Below are 19517 nucleotides of genomic sequence, written 5' to 3' on the forward strand. Positions count from 1 at the left end.
TAATATAGATTATTATTTTTTAGCTGCTACAAGTATTCGATTCTGAGTGGTTATGATTCCTCTATCAGTCATATATGTTTCTACTATTTTTTCTAGAACATGACTGTCTTCTATCCGATCAAAACCTCTTATTGTAGGAGTTTGCTCTAATAGTAGAATAAGACCTTCAAAGGAGTAGTACGTTTTCCAAAACCCATTCTTTGTTGAGACTTCTGTAAATAAATGAGAAAACTCCTCTCTAAATTCAATCTCTCGTTCACCTTCATCATAATCACAAAATTGCCCTCGCAAACCTTTACTATCTCGACCGAACAAAGCTTTCAAGTTCCATTTATCCCTATCTCCAATTTTTTCAATAATTGTATGACCGCCTGGCTTAAGTACTCTGTGAACTTCACTTGTATTGTGAGGAGCAACCATTGCAGTAACAACATCAAACACGTGATCTTCAAAAGGAAGATCTTCTGCTGATCCACTAACAATAGAAATATTATCCAAATTTGCGAGCTTAATATTCTCTTCAGCCTTGAAGCGCATTCTTTCGTTCGGCTCGATCCCTATTATCTCTTGATAGTTAGTAATTGAAGCTAACTGAATTAACTTTGTTGCAGTCCCACAACCAATATCCAAGAGTCTATGCTGAGTTTTCACTACTTTTCTAATTTCATAAATCAAATCCCATGGACGATTTTCATTAATACCTCTTAATATATCCATTTCGTATGATTCAGTGTAAGGCATAAGTATTATTAATTTGGTAAAGTGAATTCTGCAATGAAATTGGGTCTAGTACTATATACGAGTAGACTAATTATCTTGTATTAAGTAAATAATGCTACTCGTATACAAGACACTAGTAATTTGAATCGCTTAAATACACTCTTGTCATCGACATATCAAATTTCAATAGAATCATAAAAATAATATATATCTAGTAAGCAATTGACTCTAACTAATGATAAAAAATAAAATCAGTCTCAGAAAAGCCATGTATGTCAGGCTCGAGTTAAGTTTTTATATTTGAATGCAATTGCTTACTATATTCTTATTAGGATTATTTTTTAATGAATAACTTATTTTGTTTATATTAATATGGGATGCCTATAGCTAAATCTTAACAAAGCCTTTTACTATCAACAATTGGTTTTCTCTTATTACTCTAACATAGGAATTTTCTGCAATATTATTCTTAATGTCTTTCCAAAAAAATTACCATCTCAGCAACAAAACAAGCGATCGCACGTTTCTCCTGGGTATATCGCAGAGATTTCTCTAAGAGGATTCCTTGTATAGCGAAGTGATTCATAATTTCTGATTTTAAGGCTAGATTAAAGGCCCAGTAACGATTCGTGGAAAAAACTTTTACTTTCCCCAAAACCCAATTCTCTACACTAGAATGGCCGCAAGTCCGATCCCAGGGAGGTTCTCATGCCCTCTGCATCTATCGATAAGCTGAACCAGCTTAAAAGGCAGCTTCAGGATTGTATTAACCCCACTGCTGCCAAGCTACTCAAGAGTACGATTGCAAAGCTTGAAGCCCAGCTCAACTTAGGCCAGGACCAGATCGAGGTATCTAAGATAGACCAGATAAAGACAACTAACACGAATTCTTCCAAGGTAGCTCAACGGAAAGCTGCACACAAGAAATCAGAGAGGAAATCTAGGCAGAAGGCATCTCAAAAACAAAGAACAACGTTGAAAGCCCCTTCACTCAACAAAGTAGAGACAAAACCATCAGTAATCTCTCAGAACAAGAAGCTCCCAATTCCAGCCCAGGAAAAGCCGCATGTTAAGACTGTAGACACTCCTAACAGTAAGAATTCAAATTCAAAAAATCAAAAACAAGCAAAGACAACATCAAAGTCAAAATCAGGTGAACTTTCCGAGAAACCTCCACTGCTCCCTGGAAATGGCACTCATCGGGCTTGGTGCCGTATTCCCGGAATTATTCGAGTACGAGAGAAGGAGTTTGAAGACGGGAGAACAAAGTCTCTGTATTTTGTGGAAGTTGATGGACAACCCATCAAACTCTTCCTATCGAAGAAGAGCTTTAAGAAAGTCAAGTCAGTTTTAGACAAACCAGTCATAGTGTTTGGTTATCCCAATATCATGAATGGTCAGATTACATCTTTGCAGTTAACAGGTACCTCGCAACGGGCATCAGCAAAGACAGAGAACTGGGTATTGATCGGAGTATGGAGAGCAGATAAGCAAAGGGTTTTGATACAGCGGGATCAGGAGCGCGACCCAGAGATTCATATCCGCCAGCATTCCCCGCTCGTGAGAGAGGACTGCCTGGAGAAGCTCAAGGATGGAAAGCTCTATGAGTTCACCTGCCATAGAGATGGCGTTACCATCAAGGTTGTGGCTGTTGGAGAACGTTCAACGCAGAAGAGTAACGCTACTGAATCAACTGACCATGAAATCACTGATCCAGAAATCAAAGATCAGGAAATCATTGACCAAGTCTTTTCTAAATTGGAGTCTTCCACTCTCCAGGTATGATTGAATCTCGACCTTCCCTCAGCCTAAACGTTCGACTAACCGAAGAGCAGCTTGGATTTCTCGACTATTTGTACCCCAATATTGATCCAGAAGATGCTTTGATCAGGATTCTTGAACGGGCTAGGAACCGAGCTATCCGCAAGGCCGAACAGCAGGTACATATCTTACATCCACGCCAGGAAGAAGCCGAGCAACCTGAGACCTCCCCTGATCAGCCCATCAGCCAGGTTGATGAACAGGTGAAGAATCCGATTGGACAATTGCAAGAGCTTTGCCAGAAACAGCAAATATCGTTGCCCAGGTACGAGTTTTCAGAGATATCAGAAGGGTTTCGTTGTTTAGTACAGTCGATGGGATTACAGGGAGTAGGCGAGGGAGCATCGAAGAAGAAAGCGAAGATGGGGGCTGCGGAGATGTTGTTGAAGAGAGCAGAGGAAGGTCTATGTCACATTTCACCCTCTAAAGGCTAAGGATGCGATTTTGAAGTGATGTGAACATTAAATTTATTTTTCGATTAAAGAAAAGCAAATTTCTTCATGGAAGAATTAAGACATACCTCTGAGCAAGTAATAGCATCATTCTGTGAACAATTTAGTCATATTCCCAGGACAATCTTCATCTGAAATATATTTGTCGAATCCGAGTTCTTTTAGGGAGGCTAAAGAAGCGGCACATTGCTTGAAGAACGGACAACTGCTACTCGTCAATTTAGAAAATCTATCTCCAAAGTCGGCCCAGAGAATAAGTGATTATCTTGCAGGTTGTACTAACTCTTTATGTGGTGAATATACAGAAGTAGGAAATGGTGTTCATCTGTTTGCTCCTCAAACTTTTCCAATTGTGAAACAATCCAAGTATTGAGACTTTAGTGCATTTGAGGATTCCCCAATGACTCCCCCAATCGTCGCCCTCAACCCCAAGCCCGTACCCAAGACCATCCCACAACTACCTAAGTCCGTCCCTTCCGCACCCAAACTGGTTAGTAGGACAGCATTTCCTAAGAAAACACCGGAAGGAACCCGGCCAGCAAAGCTAGAACAAGGGCATGAGGAGCTGGGAGGACTACGCCGGAGTTTTAGGCGTCCTTCTCAATCAACTAAACCTGAGTTCACTCCTAAGACACGATCCTCAGAAGCTCCCCAGGTCAATCAACCGAGAACCCCTAGAGTGTCGGCAGAGCTGGAGAGGCGATTCAGGAATCTGGAGCTGAAGCAGAAGAATCTGGTGGAGCAGACCAGGACGCGAGGGGAGCTGGAGTATCTGGCTGTTTCCAAAAATAGCTCAGGGAGATACTGGATTACAGTGGCGGGAACGGGGAAGCCCTTTGTGAGGAATACGTTTGCTTCGGCTGAGTTCAGTTGGGGAATCGATGTTGAGATTGAAGGCAAATTTGAGAATGGATATATGATTGAGCTCTGCCCATTGAAGACAATGAACTAGGTTCAGTAGATAATATAAAATTTCCAACTTATGTATCCACTGAATAGCCTTCAAACCAAATGGAACGTTGTGGAAAAGGTATTGTAATATTCGCCTGATCAAAGGCTTGTTTCAAACGACGTCGGTACTCTCGCCCCACATCCCAATGTTTCATTGGTTGGGTCTTAATGAGTATACGGATTGTTATACTGCTTTCCCCAAAGGCATCTACCCCTAAGATAGTTGGAGTTTCATTGATCAAAACTCCCCAAATAGGATCATGTTGTAGTTTAATTGCAACTTCTTCAATCACTGCCATTGCTTGATCTAAGTCAGTGGAATAGGCTACCTCAATCCCTAGATTAATCCGGGACCATTGGTGAGTCAGGTTGATAGCAGTGGAAAAACTACCATTGGCAATCGTGACAAGTTCACCTTCTAAAGTCCTCAACTGAGTAACTCGAAGGTTGAGATACTCAACTAATCCGACAATGCCATTGATTTTGACTACATCATTCTTCGTGTATTGATCCTCCCAGAGAATCAGAAAACCATTGATAAAGTCCTTAATCAGATTCTGAGCACTTAACCCTACAATTCCTATGCCTGTTAGGACCAGTGCTAGTGGTGCTTGAATTGCATCCAGAAACATTAGAATGCCAATAATGATTACGACATAGCGTGTAACTTCCTGCAATACATTGGTTATGGTGGGAGTTCTAAGAGTAATACGTTGGTTAGGTGTATGGTTAAAGGCATCATTCTCAGACCATCGATGCAACCCATAAACAATCAGAATATCAATGATTTTTTTTGAAATACTTAGAACTAAGAGAATGCCAATAAAGCTGACAGGTACACCTACTAACCAAAGACCTGCTTGACGAGTTTGAGGAAATAACAGTAATGCAAATATTGCAAAGCTCAACCAAATAGCTACTTGACTCCACCACAATAGAGATCGTAACGTTAGATTGATATTTTTTTGTTGCGGCAATGAAAGCTTTGGCAAGTGTTTTCTAATTGGGTGACCAATTGTTGTCTCCTGATAAGACTCAATGGAAGTCTGTCCATCAGGAAAATCATTATTTTGTGTTGTTGATGGATTTTTGATGTTTTTGGAATTAAGTTGTGTCCATTGGTGCTTGAGCAGAATTTGCAGATACCTCAGAATTAGGCTAATGATAATTACCGCTACCAAAATAATCAAAAGGTAAAAAAGTTGTTGCTTTAAATGCTCAGGCTGACGCTCTCTGTTCGCTTCTAAAAGTGCAGATTTGATCTTACTGGCCTTTACTTTTGCAATTTCAGAAATTGAGTAAGATGTACTATCAATTTGACGGTCTAGCTCTGTGATGGTCATAAGGGGTAGTTTCCAGTCTTTCCCCTGAGCGATTATCACTTCTTGGTTATTTAAGGTACTGGCTGTAACTCTAAGGGCATTAGGGTCAATACCACTATTTACGATTTTTTCTAAGTGGGTTTCAATTTCATTTACTCGCCATTCAATGGGCAAGATATTGCTTTGACTGTCGGGATCATCAATCGCTGTGGGTGCAGCGACTTGAAATAGTGACACACCATCAAGGCGCACATTAGCAATGTGCATATTGCCACGCTGGATGTAGTGAATATTAGGTTGCCGATTTGAACTCGTGTCAAGATGAGAGAAGCTGGGAAACTGGGCATGGGCTAATGACGGCCAGAAGTAGCTCATTCCGCAAATAAGGCAGCCGACGATTCCTGTAAGAAAGAATCTTGATAAACGCTGTAACTTTCTAGGATACATAGCTATGGTCAGTACCACATTCTCCTGCTTCTACTTATCCTTAGGTTACAGTCTCATATATGCTCAACATCCCCACTTTTCAGCCATCTTCCAGACTGACCATCCGCCTCGCTTCGGACTTTGCAGCAAGATTTCTTGAGTTCTCCTAGAATCCAGGCCATAGCTTGGATTAGCTCTTTTTTATGGGTAGAATTTAATACAGAGACCTATCTTTTGTAGGCTTTGCAGAAATGCTTAACTATGTTTCTGTAGGAGTGACAGACATTGATCAAGCCACATCATTTTATGATGTGATTCTGGGGATCATGGGATATGTCCGATTGTATGAAGATCCGGGTCAATTCGTTGGTTATGGGGAAACGTGGCCAGAGTTTTGGATTACACAAAGATCAGATTTAAGCCAAGATTCCGAGGTTAGTAAAGAAACATATATTTCCATTTCAGCACCTTCCTTTGAAGCAGTCGATGCATTTTATAAAACTGGCCTTGAAGTGGGTGCGGAATCATCCGACTCACCAGGATACCGACCAACTTATGGTCAGGAATTTTATAGTGCTTCAATCTATGACCTTGATGGGAATCACATAGAGGCGTCTTACTATGAGCTTTCTAGCTTTTAAAACAGAGTGGAAACCTTGATGATTACTGATTAATCTGGACCGTGGAGTCGGTTGATCTTATCAACGACAAGGCTAGCCTGCTGCTCCACATATTCCTCGTTGCCGTCTTATGAGTGACTTTGTTTATCCTCAGTTGACCTTGCAAAATGAGTTGGTCGCCAGCTTGTAATGCATTGTGTGCTTTCTCCCCATTTTCTCCCCAATAGATGGCCTTGAGATTTTCCCTGGGGTCTTCTTCCCTCAGAGGGTTAATTTCAACGACGAATTCCGCGATCGCACGTCTTTCCTGGGTATATCGCAGGGATTTCTCCAGGAGTATTCCTTGGAAAGCACAAGTGTTCATAATTCATTGATTATTAGCCTGGGCATGCACTGTGTGACGTTTTCTGGCGATAATCCCGAATTTAACCCAAAGACCAACTTCATATCTTAGAATAGCCGCAAGTTTGCTCCTAGCGAGGTTCTCCCATGCCCTCAGCAACTATCGACAAGCTCAACCAACTCAAAGTTCAGCTTGAGCAGTGCAACAATGACACTGCTGCTCTACTCCTAAAACGGACGATTGCAAAACTCGAATCTCAACTCCAGAGAGAGCAGCTTACAACACAGTCTGCCAAGTTGACTCCACAAGAACCGCCAAAAACCTCCCAGACTATTTTCAAACAACAATCTTCAGTCCAGGATAAGAAAGTAGTACCTCAACAACAGCAGACCACAAAAAATCTTCAGGCAAAATCCAAGCAGCGAAACCATCGCAAAAAGAGACGGCCTCTGCTCCCTGGCAATGGCACCCATCGTGCCTGGTGCAGGATTCCAGGAATCATCCGAGTTCAGGAAGCGGAAGCGGAGGCAGAACAGCCAGTATATTTCATAGAAATGGATGGTCATCAGCTCTCTTTGAGAGTAAAGAAGCGCTTCAGAAAATTGATAGGAGCGTCATTGGATACTCCTTTGATGGTGAAATGCTACCCTCAAATCATTGAAGGTCAAATTGTTTTCTTGCAGTTTTGTGGTGCTGCTGAATCGGCCCCTGAGACCCCAGAAGACTGGGTGATGATTGGGGTGTGGAATTCAGAGAATCAGAGAGTCTTAGTACAGCGTGATCAGAGATGCGATCAGAGCAGGCGCATCCTTCAACATTCTCCGCTAGTGAAAGAGGCATGTTTGGAGAAACTGGAGGGTGGAAAGCTTTATCGGTATCAATGTCAGAGAGAGGGATTCACCGTGACGATCGTGGGTGTGGAGGTTGTTGAGGGTGAGGAAGGGGAAATTGTTCAGAAAGCCTCATAGCTCTGAAAAACCATTGAGCTATGAGATCAGATTCCATTATTCAAATTAGCTCTACCAACGATTTCCACCTCCTCTGTTCTCACGGGGTCTGGCTTTATTCACTTTCAGAGTGCGTCCCATCCATTCAGCACCCTCTAGCTCATCGATAGCTTTAGCTTCTTCAGCATCATTACCCATTTCGACAAAGGCGAATCCACGCTTGCGTCCTGTTTCTCGATCAGTAGGCATCTTGACCTGTTTGACAGTTCCATATTCAGCAAAAACGGCGTTTAGGTCTTGTTCTGTAGCATCAAAGGAGAGGTTACCAACGTAAATCGACATGAAGTAATATCCAAGATTAATCATGCTCATGCTACCCGATCTCTATTTCCCCTTTAGGAGTAGAAAGCAATCTTTATGGAGATCATAGAATCGGAGAGGCAGTTTATGAATAGGACATGATTAAGGGACTTCAGTTAAATGTTGGGAGCTTAGCATCCATCAACCCCAATGCGTGACCCAAATTTTTTTGGTGATAGTGCTTTATCGCAAATCTTAGCTAAACACGTTTCATTTGGAGGTTCTATGTCATCTTCTATCAATCAAGGTATATTGGTCACTGTCATTTGCGAAGCGGTTTTACAGCATCGTATCGTTCAATTACTAGATACTGTGGGTGCTTCAGGGTACACCATTATTCCAGCTCAAGGTGCTGGGAGTTATGGTCAGCGGATGGGAGATATTGAAGGGTTTAATACCAATATTCAAGTGAAAACAATTGTCTCACTAGAGGCATCTGATCAGATACTTGAGGATCTGCAGCAATACCGTGAATCACATGCACTGATCGCATTTCGACAACAAGTGGATGGATTATTTGATTAGGTTATTAACATCCTCTCCTACTAACCTTTCAGGTACAGAGGGAGAGGATGTCAACTATACCCCAACGAAGATCTAGAAGACTGCCTGATCAAGCTTCTAGAGTGAGCCAAGAGACAATCCATCCGACGAGCAGAACAACAAACGAGGGTCTTTTATCTTGGTCATTTAAAAAATGCTGAACGCTTCAATCTCACATGAAGATATCGATAATCAACAGGTCACGGCTATAATTTCACACTTGGTTCGGCTTGGTCGGGAGCAAGATTATGAAGAATGGATCCGTGGCTTCAGTGCTGTTGCTCAGCAGTTTCGTGGTTATGGGGGATTAAATATCCTTCGAACTAGTGAACAAGTTCATCCTGAATATGTCTTAGTGCTTCGCTTTGACTGCTCAAGCAATTTCAAAGATTGGCTAGAATCGGATACTCGAAGTGAATGGATTGAGCGTCTGCAGCCTTTGATAGCAAGACCAGAAGATATTCAAGCGATGACCGGATTAGAAACCTGGTTTGTGTTGCCTCAAAAGCTGCATAAGCCATCAATTCCTCGCTACAAAATGGTGTTAGTAACCTGGCTTGGAGTATTTATTGTTCTAGCGATCCTGACGCGGATTTTGGCTCCTCTTCTATCGATGTTACCTCTGTTGCTCAATCAGTTGGTTACAACTGGGTTAGTTGCATTACTACTCACCTATGTCGTGATGCCACAGCTAATGAAGCTCTTTCGTCGATGGCTATCGTCTTGACGATCACTCCATTCAATCAAATCCTCCATAAGTTTTCAATCGGTTCAAATCCCTTCACCGTATTCTCAAACATGGCTTCCACTCGTTCAAATCAACCTGCTTCAATTAGCACCGATAAAGTGTTTCTAGCAAACCCTGCGCCATCTGATTTACCTTCAATAGTGGCCATCAAGCTAGCACCTCCAATCAACAGTAAATATTGCTGTGAAAATGCTTCAGGCTCCCGAACACCTGCTTCAGTCGCTAACCGCATAACATACTGTCGAATCGATTCTCTCACACTCATCGAGATGTGATGGGCCGGATGAGAGGCATCTGCAATTTCCAAGACAACGTTGATGAACGGACATCCTCGGAAGCTTGGGTCAGCATACCACTCTTCAAGTACATCAAAGGTTGCTAGTAAACGGTCCTTCGCAGTATTACCCCGGTCTTCTACAGCCACTTCAAACCACTCTAGCCACTGCATGGCGCGATGCTTCATGACTGCTTCAATCAGTTCATCTTTAGAGGCAAACCAACGATAAAGCGTACGCTTGGCAACACCAGAGGTAGCAATAACTTCATTGATACCAACATGCTGAGTCCCTTTCTGATAGAACAAATCAGAAGCTGTATTCAGAATCTTTCGCTGAGTTTCATTGAGTTTTTGATTCATTTCTGATTAAGTAGACAAGTTTGTCTCCATAGAGTTACGATATCACCAACCGCAGGGAGACAGACTTGTCTCTCAATAGATATAGTTATGAAACTGAACTTATGGACTTCAAAATTTACACCCTTGAGACAGCTCCAGATGAGTCTAAGGGAGCACTCCAACAGGCTGAACAAACGTTCAAATTTATCCCAAATCTGGAAGGAATCCTTGCAGAATCTCCAGCTACCTTAAAAAGTGGTATGGCACTTTGGGATCTATTCGAGACAACCAGTTTTACTCCCATTGAGCAACAAGTTATTTATCTCACTGCTAACTATGAGCACGAATGTAGTTATTGCGTGGCTGCACACTCTGGTTTAGCCAAGATGGTTGGAATGTCTGCAGAAGATATTGAGGCAATTCGCAATGGCAAACCCCTAATAGACCAAAAGTTGCAGGCACTACGACATTTCACCAAAAGAATGATTTCAGAAAGAGGTTGGGTAGGTGATGAGGAGATTGAAGAATTTTTGGCAGCAGGGTATACCCGGCAACAAATTTTAGAAGTGATTTTAGGTATTGCCGTAAAAGTCATTCACAATTACACAAATCATATTGCTAAAACTCCTTTAGATAAGGCTTTTCAGCCCTATACATGGTCAAAGCCTTCTGTCCCTTAGAAAGCCATCAACATAACATGCTATATGATGCAGTTTGTTGAATTAGAAACCCCAATCTTTAGCCTCAACCCCAGCCCCCCGACTGCCCAATCCTGACACTCCAATTCCCAAGCTCTCAGATCAGACAGCATTTCCCGAAAAGTACCTGAAAGCACATGGCAAAATGAGCGGGAGCCAGGATCTGCAAAGTGGAAAAGAACCATCGAAATTCACGGCTATCTTCCAGACCACTCCAAAATTATTTATACAATGTCCCTTTTAATGAACGCATGCTGGTCAGGGTATCTTTGAATTCAGTTCAGATTTGTCCACCTCTTATAAAAGTCTGATTAATCGATTTTTTGCTACCTTAGTTCAAAGTAACGGTTCCAAATCTGATTCAAGGCAAGATGGATAAATATTGAAGTGGTCTTAACATGTTTTTTCCAAAACTTTGTCGGTTCTTGAAAGAACCTATAGATCCACTCAAAACCTATTTCCTTCATCCAAGTGGGTACGCTGGAATTCAAACCTGCATAAGCTGGAAAGGCTCCACCAACACCGATCATGACTGCCTCAATCTGATTCTTATGTTCAGCCATCCAATATTCTTGTTTAGGAGAGCTATAGGCAATCATCACCAGCCCTGCACCACTGTGTTTAATCCGCTGTATCAGCTTTTGCCTTTGATCTAGTGTTAAGGGTCGAATAGGTAAAGGTTCCATTCCTGCAATCAGCAGCTCTGGAAAATCTTGTGCAAGTCGATGTCTCATCTTTTGCAGTATCAGGCACTGTGAACCTAGAAAGAAAATGCTGACCTTCTGCTGAGAAGCTTTCTGACAAAGGCATTGCATTAAATTTAAGCTCGTTACTATTTCTTGTGTTTTCACTCCCATTCTCTTCAGCAGCCACACCAATGGCATAGCATTTGGTGTGACTATGTCAGAATCGTTCAGCACTTCACCAAAGCTAGGTTTTTGATGAGCATCAACTAGCATATGAGTATTTGCAATGCAGACCATTTTACTTTTGTGTTGCTTTGCCCAAACTAGGATTACATTAACCAGCACATCAATAGGGGCTGCAGTGATGAGAGAGCCAATGACATCTATTCGAAGCGGTTCCATATCAGTTGAGAATAGCTCTGAATTAGGATCTTTGGCTAGCATTTCCATAGACTCCTTCAAATAAAAAGTAGGCAAAAAAGCTACTTGGGAGGAAGGGATAAAAGCTGTAACACTTTCTACTAATAGAGCAATAAGCATAATTGAGGATTAAAGCTTGGCTCTATTTCCAGTGATATTAGCGACCTCAAGAAGAAGAATATTTTTAAATGCTTAGCATGTCAGTCTAAAACGGCAAGGAAAAAGTGAAAATTATGTAGAAGACAGTGATACGCTATATGGAAAAATATGTAATTAAGTAGAATAGAAAGATATAAGATTTATTCTCTCAATATACGTAAATAATTTTAAATCATATTCTTATGAATAAGCTTATTCAGCTAGTGATCTAAATATAGACACCAGTTAGAATTCTTGCTAGATTGAGATTTATCCCAATAGAGTAGTCAGTAGCTAAGTTAATTTACGTTTTTTACTTCATGATTTTAGCCTTTTCATTCTGTTATAAAAATAGATAAATGGAGAATTGTTAAAAAGATTTGTAGACTTTTTAGATAGTCAGTATTTAGCAAGTATAAAGACAGATAACTAGGGATTGATTAAAGTCGGTTTAACTAAGAAATTATCTCATAGACTTTATCTTATAGAATTGCTTAAAAGGTACAGTAGCTCATAATAATCCCAATCTTAAACCTTGGTTAAAGAGTAAGTGATGTTTATTAGTAAAGACCTCGTTCTTTCTCAACTTTGAAGTCTCTGCATTAGAATAACCGCAAGTCTGCATCTATGGAGCTTCCTCCATGCTCTCTGTGACTATCGAAAAGCTCAAAATAGATTTGACATTCTCGCGTGTTGACCGCAAGATAGGATACCCAGCCTTAAGTGCATGCGCTCAATATCGAGCAAACTATAGGGTCGAAGAAAGTTGTTCGACACTAACTGGTTTGATCAAAGAGGGCGTCAATTTTCGTGCTTATTTTTTGTATATAGACCATCGATACCGACCTCACTGTTGTTCAAGGATGACCGAATTTATGTCTACGACGATTAGCATTCTGGCTGGTATCCCTGAGGAGCTTCATGAGACGTTGATAAATTACTTGGAAGACCATCCTGATTGGGATCAAGATCGGGTTTTCTCAGCGGCACTATCATTATTTCTGATGCAGTACGGTCAATCAGACCGTAGGACAGCTCGTGTTTATCTGGATAGTCTATTTAAGAAAGATTTGCCAACCGCTTGTTAATGCCGACCCCCCAGCCAATCTCCAGTCTAACCATCCACCTCACCTCTGAACACCTTGGCTTCCTCGCCTATCTCTACCCCAAAGAAGATCCAGAAGACGCACTGATCAAGCTCCTCGATAGTGCCCGAACCCGAGCCATTCGCAGAGCAGAACAGCAAGTGAGAGTCCTTCATCTAGACCAGGAAGAACCCGAGGCCCCCGAGGAAGACCCCGAGGAACCCGTGAACTTGTCTGGTGATGTGGTGGAGAATCCGATTGGGACATTGCAGGAGTTGTGTCAACGGCAGCAAATCTCTATGCCCAGCTATGAGTTTGAGACAATACCAGAAGGATTTCGCTGTTCAGTGCAGGCGATGGGCTTGCGGGGAGTTGGTGAGGGGGTGTCGAAGAAGAAAGCGAAGATGGGGGCTGCGAGGAAATTGTTGGGAAGGGGTTGTTTTGGGATGGATAGAGAATCCCAGCAATCAGAATAAATTAGGATTCATAAAGTCGTCGAGAGACCAATCTTTATGGGAATTATCTAGTACCCGAACACTATTTTTATCCATTCCCTCATTGACCACCTTAGAACGAACTCTTTTAGGCTTTACTTGAATCCCAAATTGATTAAGCCAAGAAATATCTAGCTCCCATTCATACTTGCTTCTTTTGATCCAAACCTGAAACTGGTCATCGACATATTTTTGGGTTTTAGGCATCGTCCAGTGGTTGACTTTAGCGAGATGCTGATCAGCAATCTCTCCTCTACCCTTTACATTAGCTAAACCCCTGTGTTTGACCTCATGACAGGATGGGCAAAGAGCGATTAACCCTTCCAACTTTTGGATATGCTGGTCATCATCGTAGTGCCAAATTTCGTGACATTCAACAGGGTGCTTGGGTCCACGCCCACCACAAACCTCACAGCGATTATTAGCCTTCTCATATGTCATTTTCCTTAGCTCATTCCAATCCTCTTTACTCACTTCAGAACGAACATTAGAGAACCAGCAGGATCGAGGGACTAATTCAATAGTCAATAATTGGCGTGGCTTAGCTTTCCCTTCTTTAGTGTTCTTCGCTTCAATCAGCCCTTGGCTTCTAAGGGATTCCATCACATCAACTAAGCCCAGTGGTTTGCATTGATAATATAACCACCCTGGTTGATACCCCTTTGCTTTACGCTTAGCTTCCAACTCCAAAACCCGGTCGGTATCCAGAGTAGAAAATTTAGATAAATTAGGTTTTTCTGATTGCATTTTCGATTATTTCAACTCTTCATGTTTAGCGTCAGCGATTGCATTAGTTTTGAGTAATCTAATGAAATTTTTAATTCAGAAAAGTATAAAAGCAATATTCCGATTGAATAAGAAGAATTTGCTCTAGATCATAAATATATTTCAAGATTTAAGCTGTTTTAGGAATTTAAATAAAATTAAAATCGAGGTTATAGGAAAGGAAGTACTCTTTATTGGGGCTTTCAGCGAGTATTCTAGAAATCGTTCTCTTGGACAGGATTAATCGTGCCTTCGCCAACAGCCAATGATCATCAAGGACCGACCTCAGAGCCGATCAACCATTTGATTGACGAGCAGATGGATCAGATTACTGATCCCAATCTCCCGTTCATGGAGAAATTTGGTAGGGCGGCGCTTCAGGTTGCAATCGCTGTCCACGAAACAGAAGGCAGAGGCATGATATTGGGATTGCAGAGTCCCAGTTCCAAAAAGTTTGTCTACGTTCAGGAGGAGAAAACTGCCATCGCATTGTGGATGACCGCCGTCTCCATTAAGCGCAAGGTCGCTCAACTGATTGAGCAATATGACCCTGATCGAGAAGCTGTGGTAGTCATGGTCGTTTCCCCGACCGTTCAGTTGTATCGAGCATCAGCAGGCAAGATGGACCTGGTTGAAATTCAAGAGGTGGAGCAAACCTCCATCAAACTACCCGCTGGTGTGAAGATTAAATCTGAACAACAGGGGCAGGTTTTTACCTACAACTTCACCCATCAGAAGTTAGGGAAACTGGGTCGAATTGTCGTCAAACCTCATCGTGGCAATCAAGCTCAAATTGACTACGAGCTAGCTGATACTGGATTTGATCCAAAAGCCAAACAGCGACAGGAAATTTTTGTCCCTCTTGCTCAGGAACTGATGCAACGAATTGATCTTGGGTTGATGCGGTAGCTGCGGAACTATTGGCTCCTTCTAGTGTCATTGGGAGTAACCGATGAGGTACGATCCTAGGCTTGAGCATGTATGAACAGACTGCCTGGAGTATTCACGAAACGCTGAGGATGTGCCTGGACTTGGTCGCAGAGGAGTACTGGTTTATGAACAATCTTCTTCCCTTTCAAGCAATATCGCCCCATAAAATCCGTGTGTTTCACCCCAAGTCATTTGAAGATGCTGAGAAAGCAATCAACGCGATGAAAACGGATGATATGCTCCTAGTGAATTTGGCGGCTTTAGAAACCAAGCTAGCTCAGAGGCTAACAGACTACTTGGCTGGTAGTACTTTTGCGCTGTCAGGAGAGCAAATGGAGATTGGTAGAGGCATTTTTCTATTTGCTCCACCATCATTCCTGATCTCAAGAATAATGGCTTCTGGTTGAATCATGCACGCCTATACTCTACTGATCGCACATCAGGTCTTCTTACGAGACTTTTGAGCCTTTGAGTTTGTTGCTTTAGATTCAGCTTGTAGGCTTGGATCGTAGATATAGCACATTGGTACGTTTGCTTTTTTCCAAAGATTATTTTTAGCCCCCTGGTACATGGCGGCTTTAATCCTACCCCGCTCAGCTTTCTGATCATCTTTACTCAGTTCACCAAACAGTCTCACAATCAAATCATCGTAATGCATGACTTTCCCAGGATTTTCCTGCATGATCTGTGTGATCGCATCAATTTTCTTCATCTGGTCATAGGGCTTGTTCATTGTCAGAACGCTGGATGAAGGGCTGCTTGTTTTCTTCTGATTTTTCTTCTTTGCTGTTGCTTGAGATACAGCTTTCTTGGGAGTTGAGGATTTTCTCTTCCCGGATGAGGGCGAAGCTTTTGGAGCGGCTTTTTTTGGGGTAGCTTCAGCTTTGGGTTCTACGGTTCCCTTTGTCTTTGCAGTTGACGCTGGTTTCTTTGGAGTTGCAGACTTTTTCTTTGATGCAGCTTTTTGAGTAGTTTTCTTAGACTTGGCTTTAGGTTCTACTGTGTTGGTAACTGTTGAGTCTGGCGCTTCTGAATCTATTGAGTCTGCTTCACCTTGAAGGATTGAAAGGATATCAGAGCCTAACAATGGGTCTTCAATCAACGTATCCAGAGACGTGATTTTAGTCTTGAGTTGAGTTGTTTGAGCTTCTAGTTCAGCGAGTGTCTCCTGGTAGTGAGTCTTTAGCTCAAGGAGCACTGTGGAGTATTTGTTGTCAGCGGCCATAGTTTGTTATAGATCGGTGTAGTTTTAGCAAAGGTAAGAAAGCTAACCTATAGCATTCCCAGAATTATCTTCCTTTGTATCTAATCATTAATGGGCTAAATTCGGAATTTCTGGAAGGTTTAGACATTTTTCTCTTAGCACTCAATCTTTGGGGTTGAGAAATATTGAAGCAGGCTCGAAATAATAGACTGGGGGATTCTTGAGTACCTAACTCATGCATTCTTTCCAAATGGGAGCCATCCAGCCTCCACCCGTCACTCCAGAACCACTCTGAGAGTTATTATCATTGCCTGTCCATCTTGGGTCTGTCGTAAATATTTAGATTGAAGGATGGTCTGAAAAGCATAGCGGTTCATAGTGGCATGGATCATCAGGCGGAGTAGTGGATTTGTGACCCTTCTTAGCTAAACCTCAGCTTTTTCTCTAATGCCATTCTGCTTAAACTAGAATCATCCCCACCTAGCGATTGGTGGAATTCACCAATGATATCCATTTCTCCATCACAATAAGAGGAAGGCAGAATGAGAGAACTGACGTATTTTGTAGCTTGCAGTGTGGATGGGTATATTGCACATATTGATGGTTCACACGACGGCTTTTCCCAAGATCCTGAATATTTTGCAGATGTCTTCGCCACATTTCCTGAAACCGTTCCATCTCACCTACGTGATGCATTGGGTGTTCATGGTGAGAACAAATGGTTTGATGTCGTTCTAATGGGGCGAAAGACCTATGAGATAGGGTTGAAGGAAGGTGTAACAAGCCCATACTCACACCTAAAGCAATACCTCTTTTCACGCAGTATAAATACAAGCCCGGATGAGAATGTTGAACTTGTGTCTAACAATACAATTGACTTGGTGACAAGTCTCAAGAGTCAATCAGGTAAGGGGATCTGGCTGTGTGGTGGTGGTGATTTAGCTACAACACTTTTTGCGCACCACTTGGTCGATCAACTCATTCTCAAGATCAACCCTTTTTTGATGGTTTCAGGTATACCACTTTTCTCAGGTGTGATTCAGCAGACGGCTTTAGAACTGACGGATCATAAAATCTATGAAAATGGTGTACTGCTTCTTTATTACCGAGTAAAGTGATTAATCATTTGATTTATTTGCATTAGCCCTAGACTGATGGAATCATCCAGTGCCTAGACCTCAGGAAAACTCTAACACTGACCTTTTGTTGTAGTTAGTCATAATAGGTTTAACAGCCAATATTTTTGGTTAGCTAGACAAAAATCCGAAACTATTTGTTATCAATGTGAATGCTCGGCTCGGCTAACTTATTGGAGAGTAGCCGAAGTCTACCCAGACTTGATGGTATCCCTTAATGTTGATTTGTGGCGTGATCTACCAATACTATGGTCTCACCTCATAGGAATCATCAGTCAAGCTTTACTCGTCGATTTAGTGTTCCAACGCTCAAGAAAGAATCATTCTTGAAAATGGATATCTGTTATGACAACTCACATCAATCCAGAAACAGAAGCTCTGGAACTGAACAGTCCAAAACCACGATCAGCCGCTGTAGAGCAGCCGTTTAATTGGCTGAAGCAGTGGTATCCAATCAGCCCGCTGAGTTATTTGGACAGCACTTGTCCCACTCCCATCACCATACTCGGCAAAAAGTTAGTTGTCTGGCACCATGAAAGACAGTGGACAGTGATGGATGATACTTGTCCCCATAAGTTGACACAGTTATCCCTCGGCAAGATTCAGGATGACGGCACTTTGGTCTGCCGCCAGCATGGTTGGCAATTTGACTGTAGTGGGCAGTGTGTCAAGATTCCAATGCTGGCAGACTCAGGTTCCTCAGCAGCCGTTTACCGCAATGTGAGATCCCACGTATCCACTTATCCCACTCAAGTCGCCCAAGAACTGCTTTGGGTGTGGCTTGATTGCAGTTCAGCCGCTCAGGAAGAATGTCAGCAAAAGCAGCCTGCAACTCTACCAGACCCTAGTGAGCAATGGACTGAGGCCGAATGGCATCTCAGCGATGTCCCCGTCGGCTATACCGTCTCGTTGGAAAGCAGCCTTGACCCGTCTCATGCCCAATTTCTGCATGAGGGGATCTTCGGGTTTTCCCCAGCAACCGCGATGCCTATGCGCGACCTTGAACTAGAAGGTGAGATGAGTGCCGAGGATGGTTTTATGCTCAGGCATGGAGGCTACAATGCCTTTAATCAAGGTATGAGAGCTACACGCAGGTTTTGTCCACCCTGTGCCAATATGACTCAGTATCATTTGCCCACAGGTGGCATCCAGATCTTCCAATTGTATTTTGTCCCCACCACACCGGGCCATTGCCGATATATTGGGAAGTTTGCGATCGATACTCCTCCTCCTGCACCCCGATTCAACTTTTTTCAGTGGGCCAACCGCCAGTTATGGGGATTGCTACCTCAGGATGTGCAGGTGGGTCTCCAACATTTGGGAGCTTACAAACTCAGTGATCAGGACATCACTGCCATGCATGCCCAAGAGCAGAACGAGGCGGCAGACCCCGAACACCGCCGAACATCCTTCTTCCCTACCCCTGCCGATCAGGGCATTCTAACTCTAAGAACTTGGTTCAAGCAATTTGCTGAGGGTGGACCTGCCACCAATACTCTCTATTCTGAGGGAGTGGAAACCACCAGCGATGAACAGCTCTACGATCGCTGGCATCGGCACACTAAACTCTGCCCCAGCTGCCGTCATTCGGTTGACAGGCTGGCGAATGCTCAAAAACTGTGTCAGCGTCTGGCCATTGTATCTGCTGTTCTAGGGGCAGTGATGCTCTTGCTCCCCATCCTCCCCTTGCGAGTGAGTTTGGGATGCCTCGTGATCTCAATCTTTAGTCTTTTGGGCTACCAAGGACTATCCCAATTGCAACATCGCTTTATGAGCAGCATCCCACAGCAAGGAAGTCCAAAAATAACACTCTATGCCGAATGAGAAAACCATTGTTGATGTAGTTTTTTCAGAAGATATCGGGTGACCTGATCTTTATGTCTCCTTGTTGTTGAAACATATCAGCGTCAGCAAATCTCTATGCCCAGGTATGGATTTGAGGTGATACCTAAAGGGGGTCACTGCATGGTGCTAGAAATGAGACTGTGGGGAGCAGGTAAGAGGCGGTCAAAGAAACAGGCGAAGGTGGGAGCTGCGTAGGATTAGTTGGATAGATTTCGGTCAGATCGAGATAGAGTGATTATTAATCTTG

General features: G+C 42.7%; 23 protein-coding genes. 15 read left to right on the forward strand and 8 right to left on the reverse strand.

Translation table 11 applies throughout. From position 1 onward, the window contains the following. Window positions 1-12: 12 nt before the first annotated feature. Window positions 13-741 (reverse strand): class I SAM-dependent methyltransferase, encoded by a 729-nt coding sequence (locus AM1_RS29020; protein WP_238549327.1) that lies wholly within the window; start codon window positions 739-741, stop codon window positions 13-15. Window positions 742-1428: 687 nt separating this feature from the next. Here AM1_RS29020 and AM1_RS29030 point away from each other — a divergent pair. The 4 genes from AM1_RS29030 (at window position 1429) to AM1_RS29040 (ending at window position 3945) form a co-directional block, all read left to right on the forward strand. After that, window positions 1429-2505, forward strand: a complete 1077-nt coding sequence (locus tag AM1_RS29030) for a hypothetical protein (protein ID WP_012166555.1) — start codon at window positions 1429-1431, stop codon at window positions 2503-2505. Next, window positions 2502-2975 (forward strand): double-stranded RNA binding motif domain-containing protein, encoded by a 474-nt coding sequence (locus tag AM1_RS29035; RefSeq protein ID WP_012166556.1) that lies wholly within the window; start codon window positions 2502-2504, stop codon window positions 2973-2975. The genes AM1_RS29030 and AM1_RS29035 overlap by 4 nt, the downstream gene beginning before the upstream one ends. 112 nt (window positions 2976-3087) lie before the next feature. Beyond that, window positions 3088-3366: a cell division protein SepF gene (locus tag AM1_RS38995; protein WP_071819998.1), complete on the forward strand. Its 279-nt coding sequence runs from the start codon at window positions 3088-3090 to the stop codon at window positions 3364-3366. Between the two features lie 27 nt (window positions 3367-3393). Continuing rightward, entirely contained in the window at window positions 3394-3945 is a 552-nt protein-coding gene (locus tag AM1_RS29040; RefSeq protein ID WP_012166558.1) for a hypothetical protein, read from the forward strand. 28 nt (window positions 3946-3973) lie between these two features. On the opposite strand, the gene AM1_RS29045 is transcribed toward AM1_RS29040, so the two are convergent. Beyond that, on the reverse strand, window positions 3974-5533 hold the full coding sequence (locus AM1_RS29045; RefSeq protein WP_187152972.1) for a mechanosensitive ion channel family protein: 1560 nt from the start codon (window positions 5531-5533) through the stop codon (window positions 3974-3976). Between the two features lie 410 nt (window positions 5534-5943). Between AM1_RS29045 and AM1_RS29050 the strand changes: the two genes are divergently transcribed. Continuing rightward, entirely contained in the window at window positions 5944-6333 is a 390-nt protein-coding gene (locus AM1_RS29050) for a VOC family protein (protein ID WP_012166560.1), read from the forward strand. A 22-nt stretch (window positions 6334-6355) separates the two neighbouring features. Here the strand turns inward: AM1_RS29050 and AM1_RS43400 are convergent, their stop codons facing one another. Further along, a complete protein-coding gene (locus AM1_RS43400; RefSeq protein WP_012166561.1) occupies window positions 6356-6676 on the reverse strand; it encodes a single-stranded DNA-binding protein in 321 nt (106 codons plus the stop codon). A gap of 125 nt (window positions 6677-6801) precedes the next feature. Between AM1_RS43400 and AM1_RS29060 the strand changes: the two genes are divergently transcribed. After that, on the forward strand, window positions 6802-7623 hold the full coding sequence (locus AM1_RS29060) for a hypothetical protein (protein WP_012166562.1): 822 nt from the start codon (window positions 6802-6804) through the stop codon (window positions 7621-7623). A gap of 51 nt (window positions 7624-7674) precedes the next feature. Here the strand turns inward: AM1_RS29060 and AM1_RS29065 are convergent, their stop codons facing one another. Further along, the gene (locus AM1_RS29065) at window positions 7675-7944 is read right to left on the reverse strand and encodes an RNA recognition motif domain-containing protein (protein ID WP_012166563.1); all 270 of its coding nucleotides are present in this window, start codon (window positions 7942-7944) and stop codon (window positions 7675-7677) included. A gap of 243 nt (window positions 7945-8187) precedes the next feature. Here AM1_RS29065 and AM1_RS29070 point away from each other — a divergent pair, with 243 nt between their 5' ends. Together AM1_RS29070 and AM1_RS29075 are read left to right on the forward strand one after the other, a co-directional pair. Continuing rightward, a complete protein-coding gene (locus AM1_RS29070) occupies window positions 8188-8487 on the forward strand; it encodes a P-II family nitrogen regulator (protein ID WP_010479844.1) in 300 nt (99 codons plus the stop codon). A 172-nt stretch (window positions 8488-8659) separates the two neighbouring features. After that, on the forward strand, window positions 8660-9232 hold the full coding sequence (locus tag AM1_RS29075) for an antibiotic biosynthesis monooxygenase (protein WP_012166564.1): 573 nt from the start codon (window positions 8660-8662) through the stop codon (window positions 9230-9232). A 91-nt stretch (window positions 9233-9323) separates the two neighbouring features. Here the strand turns inward: AM1_RS29075 and AM1_RS29080 are convergent, their stop codons facing one another. Further along, entirely contained in the window at window positions 9324-9890 is a 567-nt protein-coding gene (locus AM1_RS29080) for a TetR/AcrR family transcriptional regulator (protein ID WP_012166565.1), read from the reverse strand. A gap of 101 nt (window positions 9891-9991) precedes the next feature. On the opposite strand from AM1_RS29080, the gene AM1_RS29085 reads away from it, so the two are divergent. Continuing rightward, window positions 9992-10549: a carboxymuconolactone decarboxylase family protein gene (locus AM1_RS29085; protein ID WP_012166566.1), complete on the forward strand. Its 558-nt coding sequence runs from the start codon at window positions 9992-9994 to the stop codon at window positions 10547-10549. A 344-nt stretch (window positions 10550-10893) separates the two neighbouring features. Here the strand turns inward: AM1_RS29085 and AM1_RS29090 are convergent, their stop codons facing one another. Next, window positions 10894-11793 (reverse strand): WecB/TagA/CpsF family glycosyltransferase, encoded by a 900-nt coding sequence (locus AM1_RS29090; RefSeq protein WP_012166568.1) that lies wholly within the window; start codon window positions 11791-11793, stop codon window positions 10894-10896. Window positions 11794-12686: 893 nt separating this feature from the next. On the opposite strand from AM1_RS29090, the gene AM1_RS29095 reads away from it, so the two are divergent. Next, complete coding sequence (locus AM1_RS29095; RefSeq protein WP_012166569.1) at window positions 12687-12899, forward strand: DUF2811 domain-containing protein; 213 nt, start codon at window positions 12687-12689, stop codon at window positions 12897-12899. Next, complete coding sequence (locus tag AM1_RS29100) at window positions 12899-13372, forward strand: double-stranded RNA binding motif domain-containing protein (protein WP_012166570.1); 474 nt, start codon at window positions 12899-12901, stop codon at window positions 13370-13372. The genes AM1_RS29095 and AM1_RS29100 overlap by 1 nt, the downstream gene beginning before the upstream one ends. Here the strand turns inward: AM1_RS29100 and AM1_RS42445 are convergent. After that, on the reverse strand, window positions 13364-14137 hold the full coding sequence (locus AM1_RS42445; RefSeq protein ID WP_012166571.1) for an HNH endonuclease: 774 nt from the start codon (window positions 14135-14137) through the stop codon (window positions 13364-13366). The genes AM1_RS29100 and AM1_RS42445 overlap by 9 nt on opposite strands. A 264-nt stretch (window positions 14138-14401) precedes the next feature. On the opposite strand from AM1_RS42445, the gene AM1_RS29110 reads away from it, so the two are divergent. Continuing rightward, entirely contained in the window at window positions 14402-15064 is a 663-nt protein-coding gene (locus tag AM1_RS29110; RefSeq protein WP_012166572.1) for a hypothetical protein, read from the forward strand. A gap of 146 nt (window positions 15065-15210) precedes the next feature. Then, window positions 15211-15492, forward strand: a complete 282-nt coding sequence (locus AM1_RS29115; RefSeq protein WP_012166573.1) for a cell division protein SepF — start codon at window positions 15211-15213, stop codon at window positions 15490-15492. Window positions 15493-15524: 32 nt separating this feature from the next. On the opposite strand, the gene AM1_RS29120 is transcribed toward AM1_RS29115, so the two are convergent. Next, a complete protein-coding gene (locus tag AM1_RS29120) occupies window positions 15525-16310 on the reverse strand; it encodes a hypothetical protein (RefSeq protein WP_012166574.1) in 786 nt (261 codons plus the stop codon). Window positions 16311-16831: 521 nt separating this feature from the next. On the opposite strand from AM1_RS29120, the gene AM1_RS29125 reads away from it, so the two are divergent. Next, the gene (locus tag AM1_RS29125; protein WP_012166577.1) at window positions 16832-17407 is read left to right on the forward strand and encodes a dihydrofolate reductase family protein; all 576 of its coding nucleotides are present in this window, start codon (window positions 16832-16834) and stop codon (window positions 17405-17407) included. Between the two features lie 363 nt (window positions 17408-17770). Next, complete coding sequence (locus AM1_RS29130; RefSeq protein WP_012166578.1) at window positions 17771-19249, forward strand: Rieske 2Fe-2S domain-containing protein; 1479 nt, start codon at window positions 17771-17773, stop codon at window positions 19247-19249. Window positions 19250-19517 lie beyond the last annotated feature (268 nt).

Origin of the sequence: Acaryochloris marina MBIC11017, from assembly GCF_000018105.1 — a bacterium.
GTDB lineage: Bacteria > Cyanobacteriota > Cyanobacteriia > Thermosynechococcales > Thermosynechococcaceae > Acaryochloris > Acaryochloris marina.